Source organism: Parabacteroides sp. HGS0025, assembly GCF_000969845.1.
GTDB lineage: Bacteria > Bacteroidota > Bacteroidia > Bacteroidales > Tannerellaceae > Parabacteroides > Parabacteroides gordonii.
Map to the genome: position 1 here is coordinate 2,181,940 of NZ_KQ033902.1, position 22,394 is coordinate 2,204,333.

The window sequence follows — 22,394 nt, forward strand, 5'->3', positions numbered from 1 at the left end:
TGTTGATATATAGTCGTTTAAAATCAATGACCCTTATTCCGTAAATAAGGGTCAAAATATTTGTGTGGTCACCCGGTGGGATGGGACTGACCACCTTCGTTATGTAAAAACTAAATCATGGAAAGATGGTAACAGGTTTATTATCAATGATGTTTTCTATTATACAACGGGATTCAACGATAGCAGAATTTGTCATTTTACTTTGTTTTATTATGTCTTTTATCTGCTCTGTATTTATGCTTCCGAGGATAATGATCATCTCTAAGCGAAAACGTTTATACGATGATCTGAATGCCCGGAAATGTCATTCGGCTGCGATCTCCCGTTTGGGGGGATTGGTGTTTATACCGTCAGTGCTGATCGCATTTTCTTTTTCTACGGCATTCTTTTTCTTTATCAGTTTCCCTTTAAATTCGACATTAGCGGGCAATGCGCTGCAGGAATTGTTGTTTTTGCTGACCGGTAGTCTGTTTCTATATCTGGTGGGTGTAAAGGATGATCTTATAGGAGTTCGTTACCGTAAGAAATTCATCGCTCAATTCTTTGTCGCAGCTCTGTTTCCGATGGCTGGCCTTTATATAAATAATTTATATGGGTTATTTGGCGTGTATGAAATTCCTGTCTTGATAGGAATCCCTTTTACAATCGTATTGGTTGTATTTGTAACGAATGCTATTAACCTGATCGACGGAATAGACGGATTGGCTGGCGGTATGGCTTTGGTTGCTTTTATCACTTTCGGTATATTGTATATTTTAAAAGGGGAATGGATTTATTCTATGTTGGCATTTGCCTTCGTTGGCTGCTTGTTACCATTTCTTTATTACAATGTCTTTGGATCGGCCTTTCGCGGCAGTAAATTATTTATGGGAGATTCGGGTTCTTTGTCTCTGGGGTATATGTTATCTTTTTTTGCCGTGAAATATGTTATGTATATTTCCGGAGAAGGAATGGATGGGTATTGCCTGATCATTCCATTCTCCCTTTTATTCGTGCCGGTTTTCGATGCCTTGCGGGTGATGGTGGTTCGTGCTTTTCAGAGCCATCCGTTGTTTCTTGCCGATCGTAACCATATTCATCATAAATGTTTGGATGCAGGCTTAAGCCATTTACAGGCAACTTGTCTGTTGATAGGTTATGCTATAGTTATGCTGATTGTAAATATTGGATTGTTCCGCATATTTAATCTGAATATATTGTTTATTCTCAATATGCTGGTGGCTATTTGTATAAATTATCTTCTGGATATCAGGATACGATATATCAGGAAAGTGCATGATTTCGATTTCAGCGGTGTTTCTGTTCCCGAAATCAAAGAGTAAATAAGGTGATTACAATACTGATTTTATATACGGAATTGATGCCTTATAACATAGCAGTTATAAAAGTATTGGTGGAAAAGGGCTGTCGTGTGCATATCGTATCACAGGACAGAGAGAGGGAAACACCTTATGTCCCCCCTTTATTGGATGGCGTAACTTACTATAAACGTTCTACATTTCAGGATAGGAATCATTTATACGGGTTAGTAGAGGCGTTGAGACCGGATCTGGTGTGGACAGCCGGGTGGATCGATCCACTGTATAACGAAATATGTGGAATGATCCGTCGGCAATTGCGTATCCCTGTTGTAGCAGGTAGCGACACACAATGGCGTGGAGGAAAACAATGGTTGAATGTTTTAACATCCCGTTTCCGGCAACGCTGTTGGTTCAGCCATCTGTTCGTTGCTGGAGAGTGGCAGGTAGAATATGCACGGAAACTGGGTTTCAGGCAGGATAGGATATTGATGCATAATCTTTCAGCAGATATTGATTTATTCAGCCGGATAGATATCGATTGCCGGGAAAAGGACTATCCTAAAAGGTTGTTGTACGTTGGCCGTTTTTCTCCGGAGAAAGGACTTCGTTATTTGTTGAGGGCCTGGAATGCAATCCCGGATCGCAAAGGTTGGCGATTGACATTGGTTGGAAATGGTTCGGAGAAAGAACGATTGTCTGGTTATTCGGATGTAGAGATTCTGGATTTTATGGAACAGAAGGATTTACAGAAAGTAATGGAAAATTCCGGGGCATTTATTTTGCCTTCTATATTTGAACAATGGGCATTGGTTTTGCATGAAGCTGCTTGTGCCGGTTTGCCGATACTGGCATCCAACCGTTGTGGAGCGATAGCCTCGTTTGTGGAGGAAGGAAAAAACGGATATCTGTTTATTCCTGCCAATATCTGTTCTATTCGTCATTCGATAGAAAAATTCATAGCTTGTACGGAATCAGATTGGTTGTTAATGGGTAAGAATAGCCGGCAGTTATCTTTACTGATAACTCCGGAAAGAGTGGCTGAAACCCTGTTGACAGTCTTGTAATCAGTATGGATATAATATTATTTTGGATACTTTTTATAGCTTCTTTATCTAAAGTGATTCCCTTGTTTCCTTCTTTTCCGGAAGTTATTTACTACGGGAGTTTTTTAATTAGTTTTATCTGGTTTATTTTCAGAGGAGGAATAAGAATATCCTGGAAATATCTTTTTTTTATTTCTGCTGTTCTTTTTTCAGTCTGGTTAAATGATATTCCAGCTTTATTCAGGGTCTGGTTCCGAGTGATTGCTTTTTTCAGTCTGGTTTTTATAATCGGCCCGTTTTTTATAAACGATTATCTGGTTCGTTTGCGCAGGCTTTTATTTATACGTTCGTTACTTATTCTTCGTTGGGTAGTTTTGCTTTCTTTTTTGTTGAAATTTATAGCACCTGATATAGTAATGGGAAAATCTGGATTTACAGGGCTGACTAACCATTCGATGTTGTTATCTCCTTTGGCGGGGATTTGTATGCTTTATGGCATTTACCGGTTTTATTTGTCGGAAACAAAGCCAGAACGGTATAAAGAAATGATATATACCGGTGTCTCTTTTCTGGTATTGATACTGGCGGGTTCCCGTGGTGCTTTGGCTGCCACATTAGCTGGTGTCGCTTTCTTTTATGTGCGTCTGTATAAATACCGCGTAGGACAGTTAGCCAAAATAGTATTATTTTTCTCTTTACTGGTATTATCGACTTCCTCACTCTGGTGGTCTTATACCGAAAGAATAAGGGAAAAAATGGATTCGAGTGAAAATACCGGTAGTCTAACGTCTAGTCGTGACGGGCTATGGGAGGATCGGATAAAAGAATTTAAAGCTTTTCCGATTTTTGGTGTAGGGTTTGCCAGTTATAATCTTAATTATATACAGAGCGAACATTCCATAAACCTGCAAAGTGGAACTGTAGAACCAGGTAGCAGCTGGCTTTTTCTGCTATCGTCGCTTGGGTTATACGGTTTTTTGTCATTTTTATTACCAATAATCTATTTAATATGTATGCTTTATAAGGATTCCGGGACTGGTCTGAACGGAGGGCTGGTCGGTTCTATCATGACGCTGTTTAGCGTTCATATGCTGGTTGAAGGATTTGTCATAGCTTCCGGATCCTATCTCTGTTTTCTTTTATGGCTTTCCTTATCGGAGGGCGAACAAATTCTACAAAATAGTAATAACAAGTTTTTATAAGTATGATTCCAATAATACCGTCGATCATATCCCGGTTGTATTTATTATTGCCTCGCCAGTACCGTTTGCGTATCTGGATGACAGGTTTGACTATTTTTATAATGTCTGTTTTCGATCTGATAGGAATAGGGGTGTTGGTACCCGTATTACTTCTGGTTCTGAATGAAGATGCAGTAACAGAGAACCGGTATATGTCCGGGTTGTTTAATTGGTGTGGCTTCGAGGATTTTTTTTCTTTTATGATCTTTATTTGTGTGGTTATTTTGTTGTTTTCAATCGGTCGTATTGTGATTTGTGCCTGGCTTCAATATAAACAGAATAAGCGGTTATTCACCATTTCCAGTTATTTGTCCTTACGCTTATATCGTTATTATTATTCAAAGGGTTTTCTTTATATCAAACAGAATAACAGTCACCAGTTGATTAACCGGGTCAATGGGGTTTCCCAGAATTTGATCCAGGGATATCTGGTACCTTATACCCAGTTGATTTGTGAGTGTGCAGTGATGATTTCCATTCTGATAGGTCTGATGCTGTTCAATATATATGTATTCTTGTTAGTACTGGTGACTTTTGTTCCGATCACATTAATATATTACCGTTTTTCCCGTGCCCGCATGATGCGCTACGGAACTATGTTGTTTCAGTTGATCCCTTTGAAGAATAAAATATTGCAACAAACTTTTGTCGGGTATACCGATATGGAGATGAGTAATTCTTTTCCTGAAAGTGTGAACGGTTTTGACGAGTTGATGGAAAGGCAGAATCATATCAATGTACGGACGCTGCTGCTTAGCGGATCGATACAGAAGGCACTGGAAATAGCGATCGTCTGTTCACTGGTTGTACTTATCTTGGCAACACAGTTGTTTAAGTTACCCTCTTTAGGATTGATAATAGGCTTGTTTGCTATTGCCGTTTACCGTGTTCTTCCTGGTCTTGTGCGTAGTACCAGTTTTATTTTTCAGATGAAATCGAATTCGTATTCCGGCGAATTGTTGCTGGATCTGGATGCTGAACAAACAGAATCGGAAGAATTGGAGCAGAAACCGATAGACTTTGAACAAGCTATTTCAATTCGTTCCCTTGTTTTTTCATACGACAAAAAAATCCAGGTGCTGAATAATATTTCATTGGACATTCATAAAGGAGATATAATCGGTTTCCGTGGTGAGTCGGGATCAGGGAAGTCGACCTTATTTCATTTGTTACTGGGGTTTATTCAACCCGATTCGGGAGGGATTTATATTGATGATGTATTGTTATCGCCGGACAGGCTGTCTGCCTGGCGAAGTAAGATCGGGTATGTCTCACAACAGTTATTTATGGTAGAAGGAACTTTACTGGATAATATCATAATGAGCTCGGAGAAAGAGAAGGTCGACAGAACACGGATTGATCGGATAATCCGTCAGGCTTGTCTGGATAGTTTCATCAGAACATTGCCCCAGGGAGTAGATACTCCGGTTGGTGAGGCTGGTTGTCTGCTTTCCGGAGGACAGAGACAACGTCTGGGTATTGCTCGTGCTTTATATAAACAGGCGGAGATCCTGATGTTCGACGAAGCTACTTCTTCTTTGGATGAAGCTACCGAACAATCTATCAACGAGGCTATTGTTCGCTTGTTGGAGGAATGTCCGGGAATGACATTGCTGGTTATTTCACATCGTCCGGAATCACTGGCAGTGTGTAGTAAGATAATAGATATTAATGATTTGAATGATAAATAATACGGTATATCCGCCATCTGTTGATTGTTTGTTTTTAGAGTCAAAACAGGAAAGATCTGGTGGTTTAGAAATATAAAATTATGATTTATTCCTATTTAAAAGGAAGGCTGGGTAATATCCTGTTTGAAATTGCAGCAGGTGCCTCCTTGGCTAAAAGAAGGAATGTTCCGTTTAAAGCATTGACGTGTTCTCCGGATATCTTTGGGGAACCTGATAATTGTTCCATCTCGGAATATGTGGAACAATTTCGAAAATCAATATTACGTAATATTGATTTTTCGAATGAGTATCCAGAAAATCAGAAAGTATATCAAGAGCAGACTTTTCCCTATCGACCTCTTCCTGAAGAAAGTGATATTGTATTGCACGGGTATTTTCAATCGGAAAGATATTTTGAAGAAGATGTTGTCCGGAATTTGTTCCGTATAGATACGGAAACACTGTCCTATATAAGAAAGAAATATAGTCATATACTTGAGAGGACTCCGGTATCCATACTAGTGCGCCGTGGTGATTATTTGAAATTACAATTCAAACATCCGGTCTGTCAGATGAGCTATTATAAAAAAGCAATGGCAACTTTTGATTCCGGTTCTGTTTTCCTTATTATCAGTGATGATATTACATGGTGTAAAAAGCATTTCAGAGGGGAAAACTTCTTTTTTGTAGACGATGAACCTCCGATTGTAGATTTATATCTTCAATCTTTATGTACACACAATATAATTAGTAATTCTTCCTTTGGCTGGTGGGGTGCGTGGCTTAATCCGAATCCGGAGAAAAAGATCGTTTGTCCTACTCCGTGGTTTGCACCTTCCGGTGTGAAAAGAGACACCAGAGATTTATGTCCTGCAATATGGAAGAAAGAACCGATAGCAGGAACGATTGAGTTGTATTGCAGGAGTTATTACTCATTGGCTATAATAAATGCAAAGATATTATTGCATAAGATAGCGACAGGTATAAGGAAATCTTTCTCATTATAATGCAAATGCCAAGTAACTTTTAATTTGATAATAGATATGAAGAAATATGATTTACTGAGAAGAATCTTGATCACCCGTAATGTCAGAAAACAAGTTCCGATTTACATGGCACGTGAAAATGTTCTTCATTGTTTGCATTTAGGATGTGGCGCAAATCAGATACCAGGTTGGTTAAATACGGATATTCTGGTACCGGTAAGAGGTGAAAAGATCTATTTGGATGCAACAAAGCCTTACCCTTTTGCAGATAAGAGTTTCGACTATATTTTTTCCGAACATATGTTCGAGCATCTTTCATTGAAAGATGCTACAGGTATGCTGTTGGAATGTAGAAGGGTGTTGAAGGAAAACGGTGTCCTAAGAATAACCTTACCCGATATGGGCTTTTTATTGGATATGTATTTTCATCCGGAGAAGTACCGGGAATATTTGAAATGGTGTACAAAGAAATTTTTACCGGAAGTGGAAGAGTTATTTCCAGGGAAATATCCGGAAGTATTTGTCATCAATAACTTTTATCGGGACTGGGGACATCAGATGATTTATGACTATAAAACGTTGGAAATACTGTTACGGAAATGCGGCTATAAGAAAATAAAAAGATGTGAAGTAGGAGAGAGCGAACATGTAACTCTTCGGGGCATAGAAAAACATGATGAAGTGAACTTTCCGGGACTTACTAGGCTTGAATCAATGGTAGTCGAAGCTTCTTATTAAATACTTAAATAGGGAATATGAAAAAATGACACAGAAATTATTATCAAAAATAACTTTTCTCAGGAGAAGAGGTGGTTATTATTGGAATTTTATTTTGACCTACAAGGTATGGACTTATTTAAAATCCCGAGGAAAAATACAACTATTAAAAAAATCGGACTTAAGAATCAATAATAATGGAAATCTATCTATTGAGGGACGATTATATAGTACTCCCGTTTTAAAAAAGCCATGTGTAATTATGGTAGAGGGAGGTAATCTTATTATAAAAAAGAAACTTTTATTGATTGACAATATAACACTTTGGGTTCATCCCGGTGCTAATTTAATAATAGATGATTGTGTTATAAATAATGATACTTATATAGAATGTGAATCGAGTATTACGATCGGAAATGATGTAGGAATCGGCCGTAATGTGACCATCCGTGATTCGGACGGTCATGATCATGGAGATGCGTCGGGCGATAGGGAAAGATGTCTACCGGTAGTGATCGGCAATTCAGTCTGGATCGGTTCTTATGCAATAATACAAAGAGGAGTACATATTGGTGATGGTGCTATTGTTGCAGCGGGAGCTGTCGTTACCAAGGACGTACCGTCGAAATGTCTGGTAGGTGGTGTACCTGCCAGGGTTTTGAAAGAGAATGTTTATTGGAGGTGGTGATATGAATATTGTATATGTAATAAACTCCATGAGTAAGTCTTGTGGAGGACCGGCCTGTACAACGTTGCTAACAGTACAGGGTATGAAAACCCTGGGATGGGAAGTTAAGATATTAACGAACCGGATACAACCGGGAGAAATGCCAGTTTCGGAAGAACCGTTTATTCATTATTTGGAACTTCCAGCCTATTATAACAGTCGTTTTGGTTATTCGCCAGCTTGGAGTAAAGTGTTGAAAAAGACTTCTGGGGCAGATATTTATCATATTCAGGGGATATGGCAGTATCAAGGTTATATTACTGCCCGGTTTGCTATTGAAAATCACTTTCCTTATGTGGTAACATTACATGGAGCATTACATCCGGAAGCATTGTCTTATTCTTCTTTAATAAAAAAAACGGCTTTTTCTCTTTTCCAACGCAAGCAGCTACAGAAGGCATCCTGTGTTCATGTTACTTGTGAAGAGGAAATGAAACATTATCGTTCACTGGGATTTACTAATCCGGTGGCAATAGTACCTAATCCGATAGATTGCAGTGAACCGGTCGATCCTTTTTTTAAAGATAAGATAAAAAGAGTCGGCTATTTGGGACGTATTCAACCTTATAAACGGGTAGACCGTCTGATCGAAATATGGAAAAAACTGCATGAACCCGGAGAGTTGGTGATAATGGGTGATGGAGATCCGAGATATGTTTCGGGGATACGGAGGATAGTGCAGGAGGCGGGATTGGATAAAGTCCGCTTTACTGGTTGGGTAAGCGGGATGGAAAAACAACGTTTACTGGCTTCGTTAACCTGTCTGGTTGTACCCAGTGATTTTGAGAACTTCGGAATGATCATTCCGGAAGCATTACTTCAAAATGTACCCGTTATCGGATCGACAGCAACACCGTGGGAGGATTTAAATACCTATCAGTGTGGCTGGTGGGTGAATAATGATCTGGAAACATTAACGGATGTACTTCGGGAAGTTTTGTCATTAGATAGAAGACTTTTATATGAAATGGGTGAGCGGGGACGCAGGTTAGTCCTTGAAAAATATGCAGTAAACGTAGTGTCAGAGCAGATGGGACAACTGTATGGTTGGTTGACAGGTAACTCAGAGAAACCGGATTTTGTATTTGAATAAAAAATAGAATAGTAGAAAGTGGGATTTTATTTCTTAAAGCAATCTGATAAATCTTCTTTGCGTGACAAAATGAAGAAGATAAGAAGCATGCCTGTAGCAGATTTGATTGATATTGGTTTTGATCGTCTTAGACGTATTGTAAATCTGGATTTGTATAGATATTATAAATGGAAAGGCAGAGTATATGTGCATCGTAAAGTCAGTTTTAAAGTTTCTCCCAATACACTTTCGTTGGGGGAAACGGGAAAACTGAATATTTTTCCATGGGGGAAGGATACAGTCCGTTTGACTCAATTCGTATTATACAGGCATTCCCGGTGTATTGTACATGACTATTTATACTGCAATTCCGGAATTAGTATTGTCGTAGCAGCGAATGGACGGCTGGAAATAAAAGAAGCTATTATGAATAACAATGCTCGTATTTATTGTACGACCCATATCGAGATAGGTGAGGAGGTACTTATAGGGGATAATGTAAGTATTCGGGATACGGATAATCACCAGATATTTTATGAAGGCCACGAACAGGAGGTAAGCAGTCCGGTCATAATAGAGGATCATGTATGGATTGGGATCAATAGCACCATACTTAAAGGTGTCAGGATTGGAAAAGGTGCCATTATAGCAGCAGGGGCTGTGGTCACCAAAGATATTCCTGCTGGCTGCCTGGCCGGAGGAGTTCCTGCGAAAGTACTCAAACAGAATGTTTCATGGAAATTTTGAAAGAAAAATATAAACTAAACTCAAATATTGTATGAATAAAACTGAATTAGCAAAGGAGATCGCATCCCGTATGTCTACTACTGTTTCTGAAACATTGCAGTTTCTGAACACGATGAACGAAGTGGTAAGTGAAACAATTTCGCAGAATGAATCTGTGATGTTACAAAACTTCGGGCAATATATGCCCTGGAAGCAAGTGGCACGTCCGGGACGTAATCCGCGTACAGGAGAAGATTGTATGATCAGCAAGCGGATAAGTGTGAAGTTCAAACCGGGTAAAGGATTGATAAAGAAATTGAATCCGCAATAATTATCGAATATAAGTATGAAAAGATATAATATCCTTTTAGGAGTGTTTTTTATTGCTTACCTACTGTCCGCCTGTGGCTCGGTGAAAGATATCACCTATTTGCAGGGAGATGGTTTACTGAAAAAAACTGCCATTGCGGATACATTCGACCTAAAGATACAGAAGGATGATTTACTGGATATTGTGGTAAGTTGTATTGAACCTGAATTACTCCGGCCTTTTGTTCAGCAATATGGAGGAGGTAATTATAGTAGCGGAAATTATGGTGGAGGTTATGATGGAAACTATAATGGAAATGTCGGATACAACCGCGGATACCTGGTGGAAGTGGATGGAACGATTAATTATCCGTTGCTGGGGAAGATAAAGGTTGCCGGCTTGACCCGCCGGGAAGTGGTCGATCTCATTGAAGGGAGATTGAAAAAGGAAGGTTATATAGAAGATCCTATTGTAACAGTCCGTTTTCTGAATTTCCGTATATCTGTTTTAGGAGAAGTAGCTCGTCCCGGTACTTATAATATCTCATCCGAACGGATCACGCTGCTCGAAGCACTGAGCATGGCGGGTGACCTGACAATCTATGGAAAACGCGACCGGGTGGCCGTAATACGTGAAATAGACGGAGAACGTATTATCCTGTACCATGATCTACGATCGATCGATGTCTTCCAGTCACCTAATTATTATCTGAAACAAAATGACATGATTTATGTAGAGCCAAACCGTGTCAAGGCGGAAGCCAGTAAACAAAATCAATTTACAAATGTCGGAACTTGGATGTCTATTCTCTCTTTCCTGTTTTCGATGAGCGTACTGATCTTTAAATAAAAAAACATGAAAGAACAAATACCTTATACCGAGAAGTTGAATTTAAACGGAGAGTTTAATATCCGCACGATTATAGATGTTCTTTTTTCAAAATGGTATTGGTTTGTTATCTCTGTGTTGCTTTGTCTGATAGTGGCTTATGTGTATTTGCAAACAGTTCCTACAGTCTATAAACGGCAGGCAATCGTTATGCTGAAGAAACAATCCAATACGGAAGAAGCATTTATAGAAAAACAACTCTTTAACCAGAATTATGATGTAAACAATGAGATGCAGGTTTTTAAATCCCGTTCATTGATGATGGAAGTCGTACGCCGTTTGTCGCTTGACCGGGAATACTCGTTAAAACAAGGTCTAAGAAAGAAAATACTCTATAATGACTCACCTGTCCAGGTGGAATTCCCGGATTCAACTTTGTCATTACCCGTTACTTTTACGGTTATTCCCATATCGTCGACGACCTATCAGATGACTGATTTTCCGGATGACGAGGATCGGATAACAGAGGAACATTTTGGTCAGGAAGTACAAACATCGGTAGGAAAGATAGTTGTAAACCTATCTCCCCTATTGGGAAAAGTCTATTTCGGTATACCTATACAGATTTCCTGTATTACGGAAGAAGCGGCTATCGCATCCTGCTTGTCGAGATTGGAAGTGGAACTGGCGGAGAGGGAGGCGACACTTATGGCTCTGAAATACCAGGACACGAATCCGGAACGTGCGGATGCTATTCTGAATACTTTGATTGATGTATACAATGATGAAGCTATCCGTGATAAAAATCTGATCATTCAGAATACGGGTGTTTTTATCGATGAGCGTCTGGCTATTATCAATGATGAACTGGGTGGAGTGGATAGTGATATCGAGAACTTTAAAAAAAGGAATCAACTGGTCGATCTCACTTCGGAGGCTGGGCTTTTTGTTAGCGACCGTAGCCGGTATGAACAGGAAGAAATAGAGTTGGGAGGCCAGAAGGAGTTAGTAAGGCTGATCCGCGAATATCTTCGGGATCCGATAAAAGAATGGCAGTTACTTCCGGTAAATAGCGGCATTATGGATACGGGCGTAGAAGAGTTGATTGCTGAATATAATGCTATCCTGTTGGTCAGAAATAAGCTGAAAGAGAAGGGAAATCGCAGTCCGGTTGTCAAAGAAAAAGAAGCTGACCTGAAGGCTTTGCGCGTGACCATTCTGAAAGTGCTGGATAACCTTCAGCATGCTATGTCACGGAAATTGTCGGACGTACGCAGCCGGCTTGCCAAAGTAGATGGACGGATTGCAACCGTTCCGACACAGGAGAAATATGTCTTAACGGTGGAAAGACAACAAAAGATTAAAGAGGAACTTTATCTCTATCTATTGAATAAGCGGGAAGAAAATGCGTTGAGCATAGCTACGACTAATAGTAATGTCCGTGTTATCGACTGGGCTTACGGAATTGGTGTTGCCGGAACGAACAAGATAGTGGTTCTGCTGGGAGCGTTTTTAATAGGCCTGATTATACCGGGATTAGTCTTTTATTTGCAACCGATGCTGGACGTAACCGTACGGGGGCGTAAAGATATCACAGACAACCTCACCATTCCATTCCTGGGAGAGATTCCCTACCGTCACAGGAAAAAACAAGGGGTAGATACAGCTAAGCATGGTCATGACGGTACATCCGAAGCTTTCCGTATCGTTCGTACGAATATTGATTTTATGTTGGATAAGGACAAAGGAGCACAGGTTATCATGTTAACTTCCTCTAATCCAGGTGCTGGCAAATCGTTCATCTCTTTAAATCTAGCTATTTCCCTGTCACAGACAGGAAAACGAGTGATCCTACTGGAAATGGATATACGTAAAGGTTCAAAGAGGGAACCGGGTGAAAGTATTTTACCGGGTATTACGAATTATCTGGCCGGCAGGGTTAATGAATTCAAGCAGTTGATCCGCCCTTATAAAAACAACAGCGATTTTGATGTAATTACTTCCGGACCTATTCCGCCCAATCCTTCCGAACTGTTGCTGACTTCGCGCCTGGATCAGTTGGTAGCCGGCTTGAGGGAACAGTATGATTATATTCTGGTTGATACAGTTCCTTACGGGCTGGTAGCTGATGCCCAGATAATCAGCCGTATTGCAGACTTGTGTATTTATGTGATCCGTGAGGGAGTGATGGATCGTAGACAATTGCCTGAAATAGAGAACTTATATACAAGTGAAAAATTACCAGGTATGTCGGTTTTATTGAATGGTGTATGTAACAAACATGCCGGATATGGGTATGGTTACGGATACTACGGCTATGGCTATTATGGATATGGTTATGCATCTGATTCTAATTCAAAATAAATAATAATAATAAACTAACTAATTTGATTATGAAAGCTCTATCTTGCTTTATGCTTCTTTTTTGTTTGAACGTAGTTTCTGTATTTGCTCAGGTGGAGCAGGAATCTTCCGGAAATACGAATCCGGATATACAGGTTTCGCAAACCGGGGATAACAGTAGTTATTGGACAGTCTCTTTGTCTGGAGGTGCAACTTTGTATCAGGGAGAATGGGATGGTGACATGAAGAAAGCTGATTTTATAACTCCTTATGGCAAACTCTCTGTTGCCCGTTGGTTTTCATCAGTGTGGGGACTTCGTATGCAATTGGACGGAGGTGTGTTTAAAAACGGTGCAGTGAAAGTAAAAGAAGTCGATTCCGATGGCAAGTTTTATTTTGCGGATGGCTATGTGGAATTTATTACCAATGTAATGAACTGGGGAGCCGAAAAGAACTCGAATCGTCCGGTGTCTGTTTTTTTGTATACAGGGGTAGGAGGTGCCTGGACACCTTCCCGGAATGAATTCTCTGCAAAATTTTCTCCTGCTATGATTTTGGGAGGACAGGTGAATTTTCGTCTGACAGACTTTTGGAGTGTTGCTTTGGAAATGGATGGTACGATCGTGAGAGATAAGTTCAATAGCCATACCGGTGGCCGTAAACTGGAAGGATATATGGGGGTTACTGCTGGTCTGGTCTATCGTTTTTCTCAAAAGTGATCGAATGAAGATAAAGACGTATGTGATAAATATGAAAGAGTCTGTCGTTCGCAGAAATGCCTTGTTGTCTGAAGTTACCAAGTATCCGTGTATGGATGTGGAAATAGTGGAAGCAGTTAACGGCAGAAGAATGTCTTCAGAAGATGTAAAAAAGAACTTTGACGTTTTAAAATTCACTTATCGGTACCGGCGAACTCCCAAGCGTGGTGAGATTGGTTGCGTGCACAGTCATCGGGAATGTTACAAAAGACTATTGGCGTCGGATGAAGAGTTCGCTTTGGTACTGGAAGATGATGTAGTTTTTTTTTATCCGGAAAGAGTGGATAGCCTGATAAAAGAGATGGCTGGAAAAATGAAAAGTGCACAACCTCATATCATCTCTTTTACTACACATGCTATTTATTACACCAAAAGTGTCCATCTGGTCGATAACTTCTCTTTTTACAGGCTTTGGGATGCTTATGGTGCATGTGCTTATCTGATCAACAAGAAGGCTGCGGAGCGATTATTGAAAGCATCGCGTCCTTCTATTGTTGCCGATGATTTTACATATATGAAAAGGATAGGCATACTGGCTGAAGGGATCTATCCTACGTTTATTTCCGGAGGCTCCAGCATCGATAAGCCATCTGAAATACAGGATGATTGTACGGATTATGTCCGTTTATCGGATTTACCGTTTCGGTATCAGTTAAAACATTGTTGGACACGATTTTATTGTGAACTATTGCTGTCTGCAAAGGTCTTGTCTTTCAGGAATTACTTCAAAGACCGTAACTGATCCGCATTTATGGTATTACCATTTTTATGTCAAAAATAAATATCAATTCAAATGAATAAATTATATCTGATTTTACTGGTTGCAACTTTTCTTTTTGTTACTAACTTATTTGCAGAATCAACAGACAATAAAGGCAATGACCAACCGATCTTTACTGTTGCCATACTCTCGGACCTTCATAACCAGCAGGATCTTATCAGTGGAAGTATTGAGAATGTCCGTCTGCGGGGAACAGTTATCAATACGATAGAAAGGATTAAGAAAGAAGAGAATATAGATTTGCTTGTTATGAACGGTGACTATACCAGCGATGTCTCGATACCGAAAAGTAATTGGGAAAGAGTCCGCGAATTGATGCATGAAGCCTCTTTAGAAGCTTTTCAGGACGATGCAAAGAATAAACCGGTACTTTATATTAACGGGAACCATGATTATGAAGTAGGGAAAGATGTCTGGCAGGGAGAAGGCTCCGCCAACTATAATGCGGGTGACTTCTACACTTTCCCGATGAAAACGAATGTAGGTGAACTCGACGAAAAAGATTGTTTTTATGAGAAGACATTGGATGGTAAATATGATTTGCTGGCAGCCTTCCATTATGTCATTAATGGTTTTGATTTTGTATGTTTAAATACAGGGAAATTTTTGTACCAGAGTGCTATAAATTATCAGTATTCCATTGAATCCGTAACCTGGTGTAAGAATAAACTGGAAGAGATATGTAAAGACGATCCTGATAAGACGATATTCTTTATGGCTCATTTCCCTTTTGCCGATTCCAAAAGCATTCATGTTCATGGAAATAAAGGATTGAATCCTGTCGAATCGACTGTTTTACTGAAATCGACCCTCACTAAATATAGGAATCTGATTTATATTTACGGGCATGATCATGGGGGAGACAATGCATACATACGGACGGAAACAGCTCAACGGGTTACCCAATATGATTCGAACGGAAACTGGTATGTGGAAACAGACCAGAATGAATCAGGAACCCTGTTTTGTATTAAAGATTTATGCAATAAATATTTAGGTTATGGTGATTCGAATATTAATTTGTTGGAGAATGAAAATATATGTACCGTTTCCTCTGTAAATAACGGGATGTTCAATATAAAGATTAATGACGGGATTACCCCTCATCTTTATTTCAGTACAGGATCTAAGATGTTTTCTGTAAATCGTGAGGCAAAAGACCTGTTTTTATATGAAATTGTTTCAACGGATGGAGGAGAATCGAAAGCTACTCAAGTATCTTCTGTAGAGGATGGCAAACAATACCTGATCGTCTTTAAGGATAATGAAGAGTACCATGCACTGACAAATGAGAAGAACGGGAAAAGTGGTGCTGATCGCCGTTTGAAATCGGTCGTTGTATCGGTGAGCGGAACAGATGCTACTTATTTTGACTCTAACCTTGGTGATGATTATTCTGCTATATGGACGATTGCTGGAAAAGAGCGTGGAACTAAAAGCTTTTGCTCCTCATTTGCCGGGTCGATGCGTTATTATGGCAGCACTATCGATGAATATGCCAGTATTAGAAATTCCCGGCTTATTCAGACCCTGATCGTATATGTATATAAGGATCGTGTTGTTTTACAGATGAAGAATTATGGTGAAACAGGTCTGTTAAACGGAATTACAATTGCTGAAACACCTGCTCCGTTTATCAGTGAACGGCTTGTTAGTAATACGGGAGTTGATTATAAGTTTGCTGTTGCATCCGAAAATGAACAGGAAGGAACAGTAAAAAGTAGTCATGAAACCGGAAGTCAGAAAGAGAACACGAAGATAACCGTAACGGCTAAAGCCCTGGATGGATTTGTATTTGAAAAATGGATAAATGAAAAGGGAGATTTGCTTTCAACGGAAAACCCATATGCGTTTAGCTTAACAAGGGATACGGCTATTTATGCCAGATTTAAGAAAGTCGAAATTCCCCAACCTGTTCATTATGATTTTATTCTTATTCCCCCTACTGAAATAGTTGGTTCGGTAAGTAGTAAACCAGATCCGGGACGTTTGGAAGAACGAACCACAATCACTGTAACCGCAACTCCCAAAAGTGGATTTGTTTTTGATAAGTGGGTTAATGGAAACAATATAACCCTTTCAACTCAAAATCCGTATAGGTTCAGTTTGACCGGCGATATGATTGTCTATGCTGAATTTAAAGAGAATCAGAATCCCGGGCCTGTTTATTACGATTTTGTAATTATTCCCCCTACCGAGACAGTCGGTACTGTAAGTAGTCATCCCGGACCGGGACATTGGGCAGAACGAACTAGGATCACTGTAACAGCAACCCCTCAAGAAGGATTTGTTTTTGAGAAATGGACAAATGGATTAAATGAAACCCTCTCGATTCAAAATCCGTATTCATTTATTCTGGATGAAACGAATGCACTTATTTATGCTAACTTTAAAAGTGCGGAAATAGATACGGGCGTTGAGGATATCCATACAGGATCTCCTATTGTTTCCGTCAGGGATCATATGTTGTATGTGGACAATATTTGTGCCGGATCGAAGATTGTCGTAATGGATATGGCCGGACGTATTTTAAGTACGAATGAATCGAAAGACGACTATATCCGTATGCCCTTGTCGGAAAAACAAATATATATCGTAAAAGTCACTTATCTGAAAACCGATTGGATCTTTAAAGTAATCGGATAAAACCGGAGTGCATCATTTATGAAGTTTATGAAGAACCCCTTCTTCTTTTTTAAGAAGAGAGGGGAAGGGGCTGATGTCCCTTTGAATAATAGCAAACGAGTGACGATTGTAAATAAATATGGTGCACGACATCCTTCGGCAACAGGCTATCCGATAAGGAAACTGGCAGATTACTTGTTTGCGGAAGGAATTGAAGTAACTGTTGTTTCTATTCACGTCGACTATAATGGGAAAATGCCTGCCGATGAAGATATTTTACCTTATCGTACGATTGAGCTCAAGGGATTGTATAAAGGTAGAAATAATCTGATCCGTTTAGCTGTTAACCTGATAGACGGTTGCCGGTTGATGTTGCGTTCCATGTTTTTACCGCGTCATGATCTGAAGATTGTAATGACTGATCCCTCTTTGTTGAATGCTTGGGCGGTTCTACTACGTCCTTTTTATCGTAGTCGCTTAGTCTTTTGGACGATGGATCTGTATCCGGAGGCTTTTGTTTCCGCAGGTTTAGTCTCTAAGGATAATTGGGGGTACCGTTTGCTGTTTACGTTTGTTTATAGTCGTGTTCCCGATTTCCTGATAGCATTGGGAGAGCAGCAATATCGCTATTTATGTAAGCAATATAGATGCGATTTTATACCTCATATTATTCTTCCCTGCGGAGTTTATGAAAACGAACCGTCGGTTATTCCTTCCTGGCGTATCGACAATGAAGATAAGATCATTTTTTGTTATGCCGGTAATATGGGGGAAGCACATAACGCCGCTTTTCTGCTGGAGTTGATCGATCAGTTAGAGCCTGAAAAACATATTATGTTGCTTCGGTTGTATGGTTGTAAAGCGAGGTCTATATTAGATCGTGTCCGTAATTATCCCGTTGTCCGCATCTTGGATTATCTGCCACAGGACGAAGTGCAATATGTCGATGTGAATGTAGCCTCTTTACTTTCAGCCTGGAGCCATATCTGTGTCCCTTCGAAAGTCGTAAGTGCCATCTGTGCCGGTACCCCTGTCTTATATAATGCCCATCAGGAATCGGATGGAGCCTGTATGTTCCCTGATGCCGTCTGGTTGGTTTCAGACTGGGAGAATATCTCAGTCGTAGTTACGCAGTTTCTGGATCAGATATCACCGGAAACAATAAATATGAAGAAAGAAATGGCCCGGAAGTATGCCAGAGAACTGGTAGGCATGGAAAAGCAGAGTTTATTAAGATTTCTGGACGTATTAAAATAACAATCTCCTACAGCTGTATGAAACCGGAATATAGTAACGACATAAAAGTCGACCTGTCGAAATATCGGAATAAATTGAGCCTGAAGAATAAACTGGGCCGTGCAGCCTGGAATGTGGTTCGTATCATAGCCTTCCGGCCATTCGGTTTGTTTTTATTCGATTCCTGGCGGTTATTCCTTCTACGTTGTTTCGGGGCAAAATTACATCCTACGGCAAAAGTCTATTCCTCTGTAAAGATTTGGGCACCGTGGAATCTGGAGATGGAAGCTTATTCTTGTCTGGGGCCGGAGGTGGATTGCTATAATCCGGCATCGGTAAAAATAGGCAGGCATTCTACCGTTTCTCAAAAGAGTTATTTATGTGCTTCTTCACATGACATAACCCATAGCGCTTCTCCACTGATCATTGCCCCGATCATAATAGAAGATCAGGTTTGGATAGCGGCAGATTCATTTGTCGGTATGGGGGTGACGATCGGTCAGGGTGCGGTAGTTGGTGCACGTGCCAGTGTATTCAAGGCTATAGCCCCGTGGACGGTAGTAGGAGGAAATCCGGCAAGAGTATTGAAAAAACGAATAATTGAAACTGATTAAGTTTTTAAGATGGTGAATATCTTATTCTATAATACATATCCGATAGATCCTGAGCATGGAGGAACTGAACGTGTTACAGACCTTGTGGCTCATTATTTAAAATCGATTGGATATACTATTTATTATTTAGTGAGAGTTGATATGGGAAAGTCCCTGGAAAATGCAGATATCCGTACCTTCTTTTTGCCGGATTCTGCCCGTGGGGATTCTCCTGAAAATATATCTTTTTTAGATCAGTTACTGGAAAAACTGCAAATAGATATATTGATAAATCAGGATGTCTGGAACGATGATGTGTATTTGTGTAACCATAAGGTACTAACGACAGAAACAAAGATCGTTTCCACCATTCATACTTCTATAGACTCCGGATTCCGCAACTTTAACGAGTTATGTAAATTAGAATATTCATGGAGCAGTCCGGTGCTTAGTACCAGGTCGTTGCTGCGCCGTATTCGATTGCCTTATTTTAAGAAACGCATCTATAGGCTGAAAAAGAAGAAGATGAATTTTATGTATCGGTATACGGATACTGTCGTTGTTTTGTCTCCCCAATATATTGATGAATTTGAAGAACTGATCGGAATATCCTCTTCAAGTAAAATAGTAGCTATACCGAATCCTCTTACCTTTTCAAATATAGAGGTAAGAACGATGGATCAGAAGGAAGACTGTATCTTATTTGTCGGGCGCCTTTCTTATCCGGAAAAAAGGGTTGATCGCCTGTTATATATCTGGCATAAAATACAGAACAGGCTTCCGGGCTGGAAATTGGAGTTAGTTGGAGATGGAAAGGAAAGGAGGGATCTGGAAATTCTGGCTGAAAAACTTGGACTGAATAATGTCTTTTTTCATGGTTATCAGTCTCCGTTAGCGTATTATGCCAAAGCAAAGATCGTATCATTGGTGTCTAATTTTGAAGGGTTTAATATGTTTATTCTAGAAGGGATGCAGAATGGTTGCGTCCCTATTTCTTTTTCTAGTTTTGCTGCAGTTACAGATGCAATAACAGATGGGGTAAATGGTTACCTGATAGAGCCGTTTGATCTGGATGCATACGCGGATAAATTATATGAACTGGCTTCAAATCCATCTCTTTTGAGTAAAATGCAGTCTAACGCAGTCCGGGCTGTCGAACAATATAGTATTGAAAAAATAGGACCTAAATGGCTTGGTTTGTTCCAGTCGTTATTAAATAAATAGAATCTCTTTCGTATGAATATAAAAGTATCCATAATTATTCCGGTATATAATGTCGATCCTTATCTGGAAACCTGTTTATCATCCTGTATCAACCAGACTTTCCGGGATATAGAAATTATAGTAGTAAATGATGGTTCCACCGATACCTCTTCCCGGATCATAGCCAAATATGCAGCCGTTGACGAGCGTATAGTAGTGGTAAGTAAAAAGAACGAAGGATTGATCTATGCCCGTAAATCCGGACTGGATATAGCCAGGGGAGAATATGTCTATCATCTGGATGGTGACGATTATATCGAGAGCGATGCCATAGAAATATTATATCGAGAGATCATAAAAAATGATTCCGACTGTGTGATAGCCGGTTTTAACCGGATATTCGGTGATGACAAACAGGAATATTATTGGGATAAACGGATGAACGGTTTGTCGGGGCAGGAGCTGTTGACATTTATGATCGGCATGGGATTATGGCCTATCTGGGGAAAACTGATACGGAAATCATTATTCGATGAAATAGTGTACAGAAAGATTTTTATAGGGGAAGACCTCTATTTGAATATGCAGATAATATTGAAGGTGAAGGAGCTCGTGGTACTTGATATCTGTTTGTATAACTATGTCTGGAACGGAAATTCCGTAACAAGGAAAGTAGATGAAAAGACGTTAGGTTTATCGATGGAAATGCTTGAGTCTGTGTGGTCTCTTCTGGATATTTATCCTTATGAGTCACGAATAAAAAAGCAGATTTGTTATTTGTTTATTTCCCCTCTAGTGGAAGCAATAAAGGGTAACAGAACGGAAGTAATCAGTATATTGAAAAAATATTATTGGAGTAAGAAGGAAATCAGAACCGATTTATGGAAAGATGAAAGAACTTTTTATTTCATGTGCGGAGGTTATATACATGCTCCCCGGATGATAAGCTTTGGGGCCAGGCTTGGGTCTAAGGTAAAAGCTATATTGAGAGGGCTTAAAAATGGCTGATCAAATATATATATGTGTTACGCCTTTTTTTCCGACACCGGACTCTTTCAGAGGGCCTTATATTTATGATCAGGTGAAGGCGATCCGGCGGACAGGTAAATATGATGTAATGGTTTTCAAACCGACAACATTGAACGATAAACGGGACAGTTATGAATATGAAGGAATAACAGTTCATTTATTTCCGTCTGTTCAGATGCCTTCTTTCTTCTTTAATGGCCTGAGTAACGGGTTTAATTGCAGCATGTTTCTGAAATGTATTGCCCGGTTGGAACTGGATATAAGCCGGATAGCTGTAGTACATGGACATACCTCTTCGTTTGCCGCTTATGGGATCTCATTGAAAAGACTGAATCCCCGCATCCGGACATTGGTACAACACCATGACCGCGATCCTTTTACGATACGGAACGGACGCCTGGCAAAGATGAAGCCGAATCTCTATTATCGGGCTAAAACAAATATCGCATTGTTCAACCGGGTGGATTGCCATGTCTCTATAAGTCGTGTGGTTGAAGATAATTTATTGTCATTTCCACGTCCCGGTAAATATGAGAGTTATCCTTCTTATCTGGAGACACTCGAAAAGGCAAAACACTTGCCTTCGATTTCTCCGAAACACTCATTGGTGCTATATAACGGAGTGGATCCGACAAAATTTTATCCCATAGAAGGGAGGAGGGATAAGACAATATTTAAAATAGGCTGTATCGGAAATTTTCATCATCTGAAAAGTCAGATCACATTGGTGAAAGCAGTAGAGCTCTTATTTCAGAAAGGTTACAGACAACTCCGGGTCTCTTTTATCGGGACAGGCCCATTGTTCGACGAATGCCGGGCATATGTGGCCGGACATAGTCTTTCCGGTTATATCCGGTTTGAAAAGGAGGTGCATCATAGAGAGTTGCTGACTTATTATAATTCATTGGATTTATTTGTATTACCAACCTTTTATGAAGGATTTGGCTGTGTTTTTACAGAAGCTTATGCCTGTGGCATACCTTTTATGCTTTGCGAACATCAGGGAGCCTCTGAATATATAGCCGATGCGGAAAAGGACAAATGGCTTTTCCCAAAAGAGGATTATGAACGCTTGTCTTTTCTGATAGAGCAATACATGCAACATCGGTATGTACAGAAACTAAAATATCCGTATGATATAAATGTGCTGGTTTCCAGTTTTTTGGATCAGTTGGATTCTGTAACCCATACGTAAGAAAAGGATA

The 22,394-nt window shown here is 39.9% G+C and carries 19 protein-coding genes and 1 pseudogene; all 20 read left to right on the plus strand.

What is annotated here, in order from left to right; all coding sequences use genetic code 11:
- The first annotated feature begins 236 nt into the window (after positions 1-236).
- The 20 genes and pseudogenes from HMPREF1212_RS08270 to HMPREF1212_RS08365 all read left to right on the plus strand — a co-directional run bounded on the left by HMPREF1212_RS08270 (position 237) and on the right by HMPREF1212_RS08365 (position 22,384).
- On the plus strand, positions 237-1,322 hold the full coding sequence (locus HMPREF1212_RS08270; protein ID WP_232430061.1) for an MraY family glycosyltransferase: 1,086 nt from the start codon (positions 237-239) through the stop codon (positions 1,320-1,322).
- Between the two features lie 5 nt (positions 1,323-1,327).
- On the plus strand, positions 1,328-2,365 hold the full coding sequence (locus HMPREF1212_RS08275) for a glycosyltransferase family 4 protein (RefSeq protein ID WP_046149036.1): 1,038 nt from the start codon (positions 1,328-1,330) through the stop codon (positions 2,363-2,365).
- A gap of 5 nt (positions 2,366-2,370) precedes the next feature.
- Positions 2,371-3,546, plus strand: a complete 1,176-nt coding sequence (locus tag HMPREF1212_RS08280) for an O-antigen ligase family protein (protein WP_046149037.1) — start codon at positions 2,371-2,373, stop codon at positions 3,544-3,546.
- A 2-nt stretch (positions 3,547-3,548) separates the two neighbouring features.
- A complete protein-coding gene (locus HMPREF1212_RS08285; RefSeq protein WP_046149038.1) occupies positions 3,549-5,276 on the plus strand; it encodes an ABC transporter ATP-binding protein in 1,728 nt (575 codons plus the stop codon).
- Between the two features lie 80 nt (positions 5,277-5,356).
- Entirely contained in the window at positions 5,357-6,262 is a 906-nt protein-coding gene (locus HMPREF1212_RS08290; RefSeq protein ID WP_028728895.1) for an alpha-1,2-fucosyltransferase, read from the plus strand.
- Positions 6,263-6,298: 36 nt separating this feature from the next.
- Positions 6,299-6,979, plus strand: a complete 681-nt coding sequence (locus HMPREF1212_RS08295; RefSeq protein ID WP_082099851.1) for a class I SAM-dependent methyltransferase — start codon at positions 6,299-6,301, stop codon at positions 6,977-6,979.
- A 490-nt stretch (positions 6,980-7,469) separates the two neighbouring features.
- Positions 7,470-7,646 (plus strand): annotated as a pseudogene (locus HMPREF1212_RS27545) (DapH/DapD/GlmU-related protein); the annotation flags it as partial.
- A 28-nt stretch (positions 7,647-7,674) separates the two neighbouring features.
- Positions 7,675-8,778 carry a glycosyltransferase gene (locus HMPREF1212_RS08305; RefSeq protein WP_255353052.1) on the plus strand — a complete coding sequence of 368 codons (1,104 nt, stop codon included), beginning with the start codon at positions 7,675-7,677 and terminating at the stop codon, positions 8,776-8,778.
- A 405-nt stretch (positions 8,779-9,183) separates the two neighbouring features.
- Entirely contained in the window at positions 9,184-9,504 is a 321-nt protein-coding gene (locus tag HMPREF1212_RS27280) for an acyltransferase (protein ID WP_232430063.1), read from the plus strand.
- 31 nt (positions 9,505-9,535) lie between these two features.
- Entirely contained in the window at positions 9,536-9,814 is a 279-nt protein-coding gene (locus tag HMPREF1212_RS08315) for an HU family DNA-binding protein (protein ID WP_028728828.1), read from the plus strand.
- 15 nt (positions 9,815-9,829) lie between these two features.
- Positions 9,830-10,642, plus strand: coding sequence for a polysaccharide biosynthesis/export family protein (locus HMPREF1212_RS08320; protein ID WP_044192854.1), 813 nt, complete (start codon positions 9,830-9,832; stop codon positions 10,640-10,642).
- Between the two features lie 6 nt (positions 10,643-10,648).
- Complete coding sequence (locus HMPREF1212_RS08325) at positions 10,649-12,985, plus strand: GumC family protein (protein ID WP_046149039.1); 2,337 nt, start codon at positions 10,649-10,651, stop codon at positions 12,983-12,985.
- A gap of 29 nt (positions 12,986-13,014) precedes the next feature.
- Positions 13,015-13,683: a hypothetical protein gene (locus HMPREF1212_RS08330; RefSeq protein ID WP_028728825.1), complete on the plus strand. Its 669-nt coding sequence runs from the start codon at positions 13,015-13,017 to the stop codon at positions 13,681-13,683.
- Positions 13,684-13,687: 4 nt separating this feature from the next.
- Positions 13,688-14,464 carry a glycosyltransferase family 25 protein gene (locus HMPREF1212_RS08335; protein ID WP_046149040.1) on the plus strand — a complete coding sequence of 259 codons (777 nt, stop codon included), beginning with the start codon at positions 13,688-13,690 and terminating at the stop codon, positions 14,462-14,464.
- Between the two features lie 51 nt (positions 14,465-14,515).
- On the plus strand, positions 14,516-17,149 hold the full coding sequence (locus HMPREF1212_RS08340; RefSeq protein WP_046149041.1) for an InlB B-repeat-containing protein: 2,634 nt from the start codon (positions 14,516-14,518) through the stop codon (positions 17,147-17,149).
- An 18-nt stretch (positions 17,150-17,167) separates the two neighbouring features.
- Complete coding sequence (locus HMPREF1212_RS08345; protein WP_046149042.1) at positions 17,168-18,385, plus strand: glycosyltransferase family protein; 1,218 nt, start codon at positions 17,168-17,170, stop codon at positions 18,383-18,385.
- A 17-nt stretch (positions 18,386-18,402) separates the two neighbouring features.
- On the plus strand, positions 18,403-18,978 hold the full coding sequence (locus tag HMPREF1212_RS08350; protein ID WP_046149043.1) for an LbetaH domain-containing protein: 576 nt from the start codon (positions 18,403-18,405) through the stop codon (positions 18,976-18,978).
- Between the two features lie 9 nt (positions 18,979-18,987).
- The gene (locus tag HMPREF1212_RS08355; RefSeq protein ID WP_046149044.1) at positions 18,988-20,181 is read left to right on the plus strand and encodes a glycosyltransferase; all 1,194 of its coding nucleotides are present in this window, start codon (positions 18,988-18,990) and stop codon (positions 20,179-20,181) included.
- A 12-nt stretch (positions 20,182-20,193) separates the two neighbouring features.
- On the plus strand, positions 20,194-21,168 hold the full coding sequence (locus tag HMPREF1212_RS26290; protein WP_052724948.1) for a glycosyltransferase family 2 protein: 975 nt from the start codon (positions 20,194-20,196) through the stop codon (positions 21,166-21,168).
- Positions 21,161-22,384 (plus strand): glycosyltransferase family 4 protein, encoded by a 1,224-nt coding sequence (locus tag HMPREF1212_RS08365; protein WP_046149045.1) that lies wholly within the window; start codon positions 21,161-21,163, stop codon positions 22,382-22,384. The genes HMPREF1212_RS26290 and HMPREF1212_RS08365 overlap by 8 nt, the downstream gene beginning before the upstream one ends.
- Positions 22,385-22,394: the final 10 nt, after the last annotated feature.

Coding starts and splice junctions, on each gene's coding strand:
- HMPREF1212_RS26290 (WP_052724948.1), top strand. CDS start 20,194: ATGAATATAAAAGTATCCATAATTATTCCGGTATATAATGTCGATCCT.
- HMPREF1212_RS08280 (WP_046149037.1), top strand. CDS start 2,371: ATGGATATAATATTATTTTGGATACTTTTTATAGCTTCTTTATCTAAA.
- HMPREF1212_RS08295 (WP_082099851.1), top strand. CDS start 6,299: ATGAAGAAATATGATTTACTGAGAAGAATCTTGATCACCCGTAATGTC.
- HMPREF1212_RS08320 (WP_044192854.1), top strand. CDS start 9,830: ATGAAAAGATATAATATCCTTTTAGGAGTGTTTTTTATTGCTTACCTA.
- HMPREF1212_RS08340 (WP_046149041.1), top strand. CDS start 14,516: ATGAATAAATTATATCTGATTTTACTGGTTGCAACTTTTCTTTTTGTT.
- HMPREF1212_RS08290 (WP_028728895.1), top strand. CDS start 5,357: ATGATTTATTCCTATTTAAAAGGAAGGCTGGGTAATATCCTGTTTGAA.
- HMPREF1212_RS08335 (WP_046149040.1), top strand. CDS start 13,688: ATGAAGATAAAGACGTATGTGATAAATATGAAAGAGTCTGTCGTTCGC.
- HMPREF1212_RS08355 (WP_046149044.1), top strand. CDS start 18,988: ATGGTGAATATCTTATTCTATAATACATATCCGATAGATCCTGAGCAT.
- HMPREF1212_RS08270 (WP_232430061.1), top strand. CDS start 237: ATGCTTCCGAGGATAATGATCATCTCTAAGCGAAAACGTTTATACGAT.
- HMPREF1212_RS08285 (WP_046149038.1), top strand. CDS start 3,549: ATGATTCCAATAATACCGTCGATCATATCCCGGTTGTATTTATTATTG.
- HMPREF1212_RS08365 (WP_046149045.1), top strand. CDS start 21,161: ATGGCTGATCAAATATATATATGTGTTACGCCTTTTTTTCCGACACCG.
- HMPREF1212_RS08345 (WP_046149042.1), top strand. CDS start 17,168: ATGAAGTTTATGAAGAACCCCTTCTTCTTTTTTAAGAAGAGAGGGGAA.
- HMPREF1212_RS08305 (WP_255353052.1), top strand. CDS start 7,675: ATGAGTAAGTCTTGTGGAGGACCGGCCTGTACAACGTTGCTAACAGTA.
- HMPREF1212_RS08350 (WP_046149043.1), top strand. CDS start 18,403: ATGAAACCGGAATATAGTAACGACATAAAAGTCGACCTGTCGAAATAT.
- HMPREF1212_RS08315 (WP_028728828.1), top strand. CDS start 9,536: ATGAATAAAACTGAATTAGCAAAGGAGATCGCATCCCGTATGTCTACT.
- HMPREF1212_RS08330 (WP_028728825.1), top strand. CDS start 13,015: ATGAAAGCTCTATCTTGCTTTATGCTTCTTTTTTGTTTGAACGTAGTT.
- HMPREF1212_RS08325 (WP_046149039.1), top strand. CDS start 10,649: ATGAAAGAACAAATACCTTATACCGAGAAGTTGAATTTAAACGGAGAG.
- HMPREF1212_RS27280 (WP_232430063.1), top strand. CDS start 9,184: ATGAATAACAATGCTCGTATTTATTGTACGACCCATATCGAGATAGGT.